The sequence below is a fragment of the Streptomyces sp. NPDC127097 genome (assembly GCF_042724075.1).
Lineage (GTDB): Bacteria > Actinomycetota > Actinomycetes > Streptomycetales > Streptomycetaceae > Streptomyces.
This window is the reverse complement of record NZ_JBHXFI010000083.1, coordinates 14,769-24,485: the sequence shown is the minus strand read 5'-3', so window position 1 is coordinate 24,485 and position 9,717 is coordinate 14,769. Positions and strand designations below refer to the sequence as shown.

8 protein-coding genes are annotated in these 9,717 nt (G+C 70.4%); 5 read left to right on the top strand and 3 right to left on the bottom strand.

Going from position 1 to position 9,717, the window contains the following annotated elements:
• Nucleotides 1-395: 395 nt before the first annotated feature.
• From ACFWJW_RS35325 to ACFWJW_RS35315, 3 genes are all read right to left on the bottom strand, one after another.
• Entirely contained in the window at nucleotides 396-1,229 is an 834-nt protein-coding gene (locus ACFWJW_RS35325) for a phosphatase PAP2 family protein (RefSeq protein ID WP_387248929.1), read from the bottom strand.
• A 118-nt stretch (nucleotides 1,230-1,347) separates the two neighbouring features.
• Complete coding sequence (locus ACFWJW_RS35320) at nucleotides 1,348-2,400, bottom strand: LacI family DNA-binding transcriptional regulator (RefSeq protein WP_387248927.1); 1,053 nt, start codon at nucleotides 2,398-2,400, stop codon at nucleotides 1,348-1,350.
• Between the two features lie 24 nt (nucleotides 2,401-2,424).
• Nucleotides 2,425-4,056, bottom strand: coding sequence for a glycoside hydrolase family 13 protein (locus ACFWJW_RS35315; protein WP_387248926.1), 1,632 nt, complete (start codon nucleotides 4,054-4,056; stop codon nucleotides 2,425-2,427).
• 223 nt (nucleotides 4,057-4,279) lie between these two features.
• On the opposite strand from ACFWJW_RS35315, the gene ACFWJW_RS35310 reads away from it, so the two are divergent.
• The 5 genes from ACFWJW_RS35310 to ACFWJW_RS35290 form a co-directional block, all read left to right on the top strand.
• Nucleotides 4,280-5,557, top strand: coding sequence for an extracellular solute-binding protein (locus tag ACFWJW_RS35310; RefSeq protein ID WP_387248924.1), 1,278 nt, complete (start codon nucleotides 4,280-4,282; stop codon nucleotides 5,555-5,557).
• Nucleotides 5,554-6,489 carry a carbohydrate ABC transporter permease gene (locus ACFWJW_RS35305; protein ID WP_387248922.1) on the top strand — a complete coding sequence of 312 codons (936 nt, stop codon included), beginning with the start codon at nucleotides 5,554-5,556 and terminating at the stop codon, nucleotides 6,487-6,489. The genes ACFWJW_RS35310 and ACFWJW_RS35305 overlap by 4 nt, the downstream gene beginning before the upstream one ends.
• A gap of 2 nt (nucleotides 6,490-6,491) precedes the next feature.
• Nucleotides 6,492-7,352 carry a sugar ABC transporter permease gene (locus ACFWJW_RS35300; RefSeq protein ID WP_387248920.1) on the top strand — a complete coding sequence of 287 codons (861 nt, stop codon included), beginning with the start codon at nucleotides 6,492-6,494 and terminating at the stop codon, nucleotides 7,350-7,352.
• Between the two features lies 1 nt (nucleotide 7,353).
• Complete coding sequence (locus ACFWJW_RS35295) at nucleotides 7,354-8,982, top strand: glycoside hydrolase family 13 protein (RefSeq protein WP_387248918.1); 1,629 nt, start codon at nucleotides 7,354-7,356, stop codon at nucleotides 8,980-8,982.
• Nucleotides 8,970-9,717: LacI family DNA-binding transcriptional regulator (locus ACFWJW_RS35290; protein ID WP_387248916.1), on the top strand; the 748-nt coding region annotated here is incomplete at its 3' end. The genes ACFWJW_RS35295 and ACFWJW_RS35290, both read left to right, overlap by 13 nt.

The window sequence follows — 9,717 nt, the reverse complement described above, 5'->3', positions numbered from 1 at the left end:
GTGTGTGGACTGCTTCGCTTTACGTCCACACACCAGGCCCCTCCGGCCCGTCCCCTCCCGTTGGGGGAGTTGGTGAAGGTGGGTGGGGCTTGGCCGCCGTAAGCCATAACCGGGCCCTACGGGCCGCACCGGACCACTCAGAGCAGCCCCCACCCACCGTTTTCCCTCCCGTCACCGCACCCAACAGCCCCGCGCAGCGGCACCGCCCGCCGCGTGGGGGTACCTACCACGCCCTTCAGGCAGTGGGGGAGCAACGGCGGGAAAGCCACAAACGTCGGCCGAGGCAAAGCGCAGCGGGTGGCACCGCGCAAGCGGGCAACAAACGGCGAGAAACCACCACGGCGAGAAGGCCGAAAACGCGGGCCGAATGCAAAGCGCAGCGGAACGTGGGCCGCTTAGGCGACAGCCACCTTCGCCAGCCGATGTGGCAACGAGCCGTACCAGGCGGACGCGAACGCGAGGCCCAAGGACAGGCAGAGAACTCCGCCCAGTGCGTCCAGCCAGAAGTGGTTGGCGGTGGAGACGATGACCAGCAGGGTCGTGGCGGGGTAGAGCAGGCCGAGGATCCGGCACCAGAGCGGCTTGGCGAGCAGTGCGATCGTGATGCCGCACCACAGTGACCAGCCGATGTGCATGGACGGCATCGCGGCGTACTGGTTGGACATCGAGGCGAGGTTGCCGGATGCCATCGAGCCCCAGGTGCCGTGGTGGACGAGGGTGTCGACGAAGCCGCCGTCCGGCATCAGCCGGGGTGGCGCCAGCGGGTAGACGTAATAGCCGATCAGGGCGAGGCCGGTGGTGGCGAACAGGGCCAGCCGGGCGGCGGCGTAGCGGCCGGGGTGCCAGCGGTAGAGCCAGACGAGGACGCCGATCGTGACGACGAAGTGCAGTGTCGCGTAGTAGTAGTTCATCGTGACGATCAGCCACGTCACGGAGTTCACCGCGTGGTTGACGGTGCGTTCGACGGCGATGCCCAGGAAGTGCTCCGCCTGCCAGACCCAGTCGGCGTTCTTCAGGGCCTGGATCTTCTGCTCGGGCACGGCGTTGCGGACCACCGAGTAGGTCCAGTAGCTGACCGCGATCAGCAGGATCTCGAACCAGAGCCGGGGGGAGCGGGGGGCACGCAGACGGGCCAGTCGGCGGTCGGTCACCGGGCGGTCCGCGTGTTCCCCCTTGGGTGGCGGGGTGGTCGGCGGGCCGTCCAAAATCCTCGTATTCGCATCACCCATAGGCAGACAGTCTGCCAGAAACGGACGTCTTGCCGATCATCCTTCGGGCGGGTATTCGAGGCCCTGTATGGGACCTGTGGGGTATGTCCGGACCCCGTACGTACGGGTGATACGGCGCTCAGTGAGCCCGCGACGGCTTCGGGATCCGTGCGGTCGTGCGGGGGGCCGAGGCGGTCGAGCCGCGGACCACCAGTTCGGGGTGGAAGACGAACTCGCTGTGGGGGGCGGGGGTGCCGCCGACCTCTTCCAGGAGGGCCCTTACCGCTGCCTGTCCCATGGCCGTCACCGGCTGCCGGATCGTGGTCAGCGGCGGGTCGGTGAAGGCGATGAGCGGGGAGTCGTCGAAGCCGACCACGGAGAGGTCGCCGGGGACGTCGAGGCCGCGCTGCCGGGCGGCGCGGATGGCGCCGAGGGCCATCATGTCGCTGGCGCAGACGATGGCCGTGGCGCCCCGTTCGATCAGCGCGCCCGCCGCGGCCTGGCCGCCCTCCAGGGTGTAGAGGGAGTGCTGGATGAACGGCTCGGCCTCGGCCGGGCCGAGCTGGAGCCGGTCCTGCATGCTGCGCACGAAGCCCTCGATCTTGCGCTGCACGGGAACGAAGCGCTTGGGGCCGAGCGCCAGCCCGATCCGCCGGTGGCCGAGCGCGCTGAGGTGGGTGACCGCCAGGTCCACCGCGGCCCGGTCGTCGGGGGAGACGAACGGTGCCTGCACCTTGTCGGAGAAGCCGTTGATGAGGACGAACGGGACGCCCTGGCCGCGCAGCTGCTCATAGCGCTGCATATCGGCGGAGGTGTCGGCGTGCAGCCCGGAGACGAAGATGATGCCGGCCACTCCGCGGTCCACCAGCATCTCGGTCAGCTCGTCCTCGGTGGAGCCGCCCGGCGTCTGGGTCGCCAGGACGGGCGTATAGCCCTGGCGGGTCAGTGCCTGCCCGATGACCTGGGCGAACGCCGGGAAGATCGGGTTCTCCAGCTCCGGGGTGATCAGTCCGACCAGCCCGGCGCTGCGCTGCCGCAGCCGCACCGGGCGCTCGTAGCCCAGCACATCGAGGGCGGCAAGCACGGACTGGCGGGTGGTGGCGGAGACACCGGGCTTTCCATTGAGCACCCGGCTGACGGTGGCCTCGCTGACACCCGCCTGCGCTGCGATATCGGCCAGCCGGGCGGTCATGGGTGGGACTGTACCGTTCGGCTCTCAGATTGCCCACCAGGTGCAGCTGTCGCCGGGGAGCACCGCGGCGGCGCCGTTGCCGGTCACCGGGGCGCTGGCCAGCAGCAGCGCGCCGGGCGGCGGCAGCTCCACGTCGTGACCCAGTGTGTTGACGGCGCACAGCACGCCGGGGCGGGTGAAGGCGAGCACCCCGTCGGGTGCGGGGGCCCAGCTCATCTCCCCGTCGCCCAGTCCCGGCAGCCGGCGCCGCAGTGCGAGGGCGGTGCGGTAGAGCTCCAGGGTGGAGGCGGGGTCGCCGGTCTGGGCGTCGACGGTGAGGGCGGCCCAGTCGGCGGGCTGCGGCAGCCAGCTGCCGCCGTCGCCGAAGCCGTACGGGGGTGCCTCGCCGGACCAGGGGAGCGGCACCCGGCAGCCGTCGCGAAAGCCGTCCTGGCCGCTGGTGGCGGCGGCGCCCGCGGTCCGGCCGCCGCGGAAGAAGGCCGGGTCCTGGCGGACCTCGTCGGGCAGGTCGGTGACCTCGGGCAGGCCCAGTTCCTCGCCCTGGTAGAGGTAGGCGGAGCCGGGCAGGGCCAGCATCAGGAGGGTGGCGGCACGGGCCCGGTCCAGGCCGCCGCCGAGCCGGGTGGTGTGGCGTACGACGTCGTGGTTGGACAGTACCCAGGTCGTCGGGGCGCCGACGGAGGTGGTGGCGGCGAGCGAGGCGTCGATGACCTCGCGCAGTGCGCCGGACTCCCAAGGGGCGTTCAGGAACTGGAAGTTGAATGCCTGGTGGAGTTCGTCGGGGCGGACGTAGAGGGCGAGGCGCTCGGCGGTGGGGGCCCACGCCTCGGCGACGCCGACCACCTGCCTGCCGTGGGTGTCGCCGTAGCCGTCCAGCAGGCGGCGCCAGGCGCGGTGGATGGTGTGCACCCCGTCCTGGTCGAAGAACGGCAGCACCTGATTGCCGATCAGCTTGGCCTGCTGGCCGTGGCCGATGTCCGGCAGGCCGGGCGCCTTGACCATGCCGTGCGCGACATCGACCCGGAAGCCGTCCACACCGAGGTCGAGCCAGAAGCGCAGGATGGCCTCGAACTCGGCGTGCACCTCGGGGTCGTCCCAGTTGAGGTCGGGCTGCTCGGGGGCGAAGAGGTGCAGATACCAGTCGCCGCGGTCGGTGCGGGTCCAGGCCGGGCCGCCGAAGACCGACTCCCAGTCGTTGGGCGGGAGTTCGCCGTTCTCCCCCTTGCCGGGGCGGAAGAGGTAGCGCTGCCGGGCGAGTTCGGGGTCCTGGAACCACGGGTGCCGGTCGGAGGTGTGGTTGGGGACGATGTCGACGATCACCCGCAGGCCCAGGTCATGGGCGGTGCGGATCAGGTCGTCGGCGTCCTGGAGGCTGCCGAAGAGCGGGTCGACGGCGCGGTAGTCGGCGACGTCGTAGCCGCCGTCGGCCTGGGGCGAGGCGTAGAACGGGGTGAGCCAGACGGCGTCCACCCCCAGGTCCTTGAGGTGCGGCAGCCGGGCGCGGGCGCCGCGCAGATCGCCGATGCCGTCACCGTCGCTGTCGGCGAACGAGCGCACGTACACCTGGTAGATGACGGCGTCGCGCCACCACCCCGGACCTCGGCCCGTTCCGGGGGCCTGGGGGGCGGGGCTGGGGGAAGTGAGCTCCTGGGTCATCTGCCGTCCCTTTGAGGTCAAGAGGCGTCGGTGCCTTCACGCAATCAACGCTCGGGCGGGCGCGGGGTGACGGTGTCGAGGGCGCCCGGAGGGTCCCGTTCCAGCCATCTCGTTGCAATTCGTTCCCATGGTCTTGCAGAAATTTGCCGCAAGGTCTTTCGGTTTGTTTTCCGCGCTGTTACGTTCCTGACCGCCATCTGAGGCATTTCCCTAAGGAGTTCACATGCGGCGTGGCATACGGGGCATAACGGCCACCGCGCTGGTAGCGGGCCTGGCACTGGCAGCGACAGCGTGCGGCGGAGGCGACAGCGGCAGCGGCGGCGACAGCGGGGGTGAACTGTCCGGAACCGTTACCTTCTGGGACACCTCCAACGACGCCGAGAAGGCGACGTACCGCAAACTTGCCGAAGGTTTCCAGCAGGACCACCCCAAGGTCCACGTCAAATATGTGAACGTCCCCTTCGGTGACGCCAACGCCAAGTTCAAGAACGCGGCCGGCGGCAACTCCGGCGCCCCCGACGTGATGCGCACCGAGGTCGCCTGGGTCGCCGACTTCGCCAACCTCGGCTATCTCGCCCCGCTCGACGGCACCCCCGCCCTCGACAAGACCGACGACTACCTCCCGCAGGCCGTCGGCTCCACGAAATTCAAGGGCAAGACCTACGCCGCACCCCAGGTCATCGACACCCTCGGCCTCTTCTACAACAAGAAGCTCCTCAAGGACGCCGGCGTCGAGGTGCCCAAGACCTTCGACGAGCTGGCCAAGGCCGCCAAGAAGATCAAGGCCAAGACCGGCGCCACCGCCCTCTACCTGCGCGGCGACGACCCCTACTGGTTCCTGCCCTACCTCTACGGCGAGGGCGGCGACATGGTCAACGCCCGCGACAAGGTCGTGGAGATCGACGACGGCGCCGGTGTCCGGGCGTTCAAGACGATCAAGGACCTGGTGGACTCCAAGGCCGCCGTCACCGACGCCACCGACGGCCAGGAGAACCAGCTCAAGGCCCTCAAGGACGGCACCGTCGCGATGGCCGTCGACGGCCCCTGGGACATCGAGGGCGCCCGCGCCGGCAAGGCGTTCAAGGACAAGAAGAACCTCGGCGTCGCCCCCGTCCCCGGCGGCAGCAGCGCCCAGGGCTCCCCGCAGGGCGGCTGGAACCTCTCCGTCTACGCCGGCAGCAAGAACCTCCGGGCCTCCTACGCCTTCGTGAAGTACATGAGCTCGGCCAAGGTCCAGCAGGAGACCAACGAGAAGCTCAGCCTGCTGCCCACCCGTAAGTCCGTGTACGAGGTGCCGGCCGTCAAGAGCAACGAGATGGTCCAGTTCTTCAAGCCCGCCGTCGACGGTGCCGTCCAGCGCCCCTGGATCGCCGAGGGCAACTCGCTCTTCGAGCCCGTCAAGGTCCAGATGAACAAGGTGCTCACCGGCGCCGCCACGCCCGAGCAGGCCGCCAAGGCGACCGGCGACGCCTACCGGAAGCTGCTCAAGGACTACAAGTGACCCTTGCTGTACGGGTGCGCCGGGCGCTGGGCACCCACTGGTACGCGTGGACGATGGTCGCCCCGGTGGTACTCGTCATCGGGGTGATCATCGGCTACCCGCTGGTGCGCGGCGTCTTCCTCTCGCTCACGGACGCCAATGAGGCCAACGTCGAGCGGAACATCGGGGTCAACCACCTCCCCGCCACCTACAAGTTCACCGGCCTGGACAACTATCAGGCGGTCCTCTCCGACGGCGTCTTCTGGGACCGCCTCGGCTGGACCGTCCTGTGGACCGTCGCCTGTGTCTCGCTGACCTTCCTGACCGGCCTCGCCCTGGCGAACATGCTCAACCGCACCCTGCGCGGCCGCACCTTCTACCGCCTCGCGCTGATCCTGCCGTGGGCCATCCCCGCCTTCATCTCCGTCTTCACCTGGCGGATGCTCTACAACGAGAAGAACGGCATCCTCAACCAGCTGCTGGCCGGCGGCGGCATCGACGCGGTCCCCTGGCTCAACGACCCCACCTGGGCCAAGCTCTCGGTCATCGCCGTCAACGTCTGGCTGGGCGTGCCCTTCATGCTCGTCGCGCTGCTCGGCGGACTCCAGTCCATACCGGGCGAGCTGTACGAGGCGGCCGAGATGGACGGCGCGAGCGCCTGGCAGCGGTTCCGCCACATCACCGTGCCGGGGCTGCGGGCCGTCAGCAGCACCGTCATCCTGCTCTCCACCATCTGGACCTTCAACATGTTCCCGGTGATCTTCCTGCTGACCCGGGGCGGCCCCGGCGACGCCACCGAGATCCTGGTGACCTACGCCTACCGGCTCTCCTTCATCGACAGCCCCCGCAACTTCTCCGAGTCCGCGGCCTGGGGCGTCCTGATCCTGGTCCTGCTCTCGGTCGTCGCGGTCGTCTACCGCCGCGCGCTGCGCAAGCAGGGAGAGGTGTGGTGACCATGACCCGCACGCCCACCACCCGCCCGCCCCGCAAGCGCCACGAGCGGTCCAAGCTCGCCTCCACCGCGCTGCACGCCGGTCTGGCCGTCGCCGCCGTCCTGGCGGTCTTCCCGCCCCTCTGGCTGCTGGTGACGTCCTTCAAACCGAAGAACGACGCCTTCTCCACCAGCCTGGTCACCCACTTCACGTTCGCCAACTACACCCATGTACTGGCCGACACCGAGTTCCTGACCTGGTTCCAGAACTCCGTGATCATCGTCGGGCTGACCACCGTCCTCGGCGTCTTCCTCGCCGCCACCACCGGCTACGCCGTCAGCCGCTTCCGCTTCCCCGGCATGCGCCCGCTGATGTGGCTGCTGCTGATCACCCAGATGTTCCCGGTCGCGGTACTGATCGTGCCGCTGTACAACCTGCTGGCGGGCCTCGGCCTGCTCAACCAGCCCGCGGGCCTGGTCATCACCTACCTGACCATCGCCGTCCCGTTCTGCGCCTGGATGATGAAGGGCTTCTTCGACACCATCCCGGTGGAGATCGACGAGGCGGGCCGGGTCGACGGCCTCAACCCCTTCGGCACCTTCTGGCGGCTCGTCCTGCCGCTGGCCCGCCCCGGGCTCGCCGTCACCGGCTTCTACACCTTCGTCACCGCCTGGGCCGAGGTCGCCTACGCCTCCGCGTTCATGACCGGCGAGGAGAACCTGACGCTCGCCGGCGGCCTCCAGACCTTCGTCAACCAGTACACCAACGACTGGGGTTCGATGACCGCCGCCGCCGTGATCATCGCCGTACCGGCCGCGCTCGTCTTCGCCTTCGCCCAGCGCCACCTCGTAGCCGGACTGACCGCCGGCACCACCAAGGGTTGAAATGACTCCACAGCACGACGTCACCCCTGAGAACGTCACTCCTGCCACCGACTGGTGGCGCGACGCGGTGATCTACCAGGTCTATCCGCGCAGCTTCGCCGACGCCAACGGCGACGGCATGGGGGACCTGGCCGGCGTCCGCAGCCGGCTGCCCTACCTGCGCGACCTGGGCGTGGACGCCGTCTGGCTCAGCCCGTTCTACGCCTCACCGCAGGCCGACGCCGGCTACGACGTCGCCGACTACCGCACCATCGACCCGATGTTCGGCACCCTGCCCGACGCCGAGGCGGTGATCACCGAGGCCCACCGGCTGGGGCTGCGCATCATCGTCGACCTCGTCCCCAACCACTGCTCCGACCAGCACGCATGGTTCCGCCGCGCACTGGCCGAGGGTCCCGGATCGACGCTCCGCGAGCGCTTCCACTTCCGCAAGGGACGGGGCCAGAACGGCGAGGAGCCGCCCAACGACTGGGAGTCCCTGTTCGGCGGCCCGGCCTGGACCCGGGTCCCCGACGGTGAGTGGTACCTCCACCTCTTCGCGCCCGAACAGCCCGACTTCAACTGGGACCACCCCGCCGTCCGGGACGAGTTCCGCTCCATCCTGCGCTTCTGGCTGGACCTGGGCGTCGACGGCTTCCGGGTGGACGTGGCCCACGGCCTGGTCAAGGCCCCCGGCCTGCCCGACATGGGCCACGGCGAACAGCTCAAACTGCTCGGCAACCAGGTCCTGCCGTTCTTCGACCAGGACGGTGTGCACGACATCTACCGCTCCTGGCGCACCGTCCTCGACGAGTACTCCACCGGCGGCCGGCCCGGGGCGCTCCCCGGCGACCGGATCGCCGTCGCCGAGGCATGGACCCCCACCGCCGACCGCACCGCGCTCTACCTCCGCCCCGACGAACTCCACCAGGCATTCAACTTCCACTACTTGAACGCCGGTTGGGACGCGGCCGAGCTCCGGGAGGCGATCGACTCCTCCCTCGACGCCATGCGCCCGGTGGCCGCCCCGACGACCTGGGTGCTGTCCAACCACGACGTCGTACGCCACCGCACCCGGCTCGGCGGCGGCCTGGACCGCGCCCGTGCCGCCACCCTCCTGATGCTGGCGCTGCCCGGCTCCGCCTACCTCTACCAGGGCGAGGAACTGGGCCTGCCCGAGGTCACCGACCTCCCCGACGAGGTCCGCCAGGACCCCTCGTTCTTCCGGGACAGCGGCCAGGAGGGCCTGCGCGACGGCTGCCGGGTGCCGCTCCCGTGGCGCGGCGAGGCACCCCCGTACGGCTTCGGCGACGGCGGCAGCTGGCTGCCGCAGCCCGCCGACTGGGCCGCCCTCACCGTCGACGCCCAGACCGGCGACCCGGACTCGACCCTGGAGCTCTACCGCACCGCCCTCACACTGCGGCGCCGGCTGCCGGGACTGGGCGCGGGCGACGCGGTCGAGTGGCTGGACGCCCCCGACGGCGTCCTGGCCTTCCGCCGCCCCGGCGGCCTGATCTGCACCGTCAACACGACGGACCGCCCGGCCCCGCTCCCCGCCCCCGGCCGAATTCTGCTGGCCTCACGCCAACTCGACGCTCCCGACGGGGAGTTCACCCTCCCCGCCGACACCGCCGTCTGGTGGGAGGAGTGACCCTGCCCGACATCCATGCCACCCCCCGGCTCTCCGACATCGCCGCCCAGGCGGACGTCAGCGAGGCCACCGTCAGCCGGGTCCTGAACGGCAAGGCAGGCGTGGCGGCGAGCACCCGGCAGCGGGTGCTCGCCGCGCTCGACGTACTCGGCTACGAGCGCCCCGTACGGCTGCGCCGCCGCAGCGCCGGGCTGGTCGGCCTGGTCATCCCCGAGCTGACCAACCCGATCTTCCCCGCCTTCGCCCAGATCATCGAGCAGTCGCTGGCCGGCCACGGCTACACCCCGGTGCTGTGCACCCAGATGCCGGGCGGAGCCACCGAGGACGAACTCGTCGAGCAGCTGGAGGAACGCGGTGTCACCGGCATCGTCTTCCTCTCCGGCCTGCACGCGGACACCCGCGCCGACCCCACCCGCTACGCCCGGCTGGCCTCCCGCGGCGTCCCGTTCGTCCTCATCAACGGCTACAACGACCGCATCGACGCGCCGTTCGTCTCACCCGACGACGGCGCGGCGGCCCGGATGGCCGTGCGCCACCTGGCCGAGCTGGGGCACGAACGGATCGGCCTGGCCGTCGGCCCGGCCCGCTATGTGCCCTCCCGCCGCAAGGCCGACGGCTTCGTGGCCGCGCTGACGGAGTCGTGGGGGGGGGGGGGGGGGGCGGCCGGACGGCGCGAGCCCCACACCCACGTCAAGGGCGAGGGGGGCCCAGGGGGCCCCCCGGGCCGGCGCGACG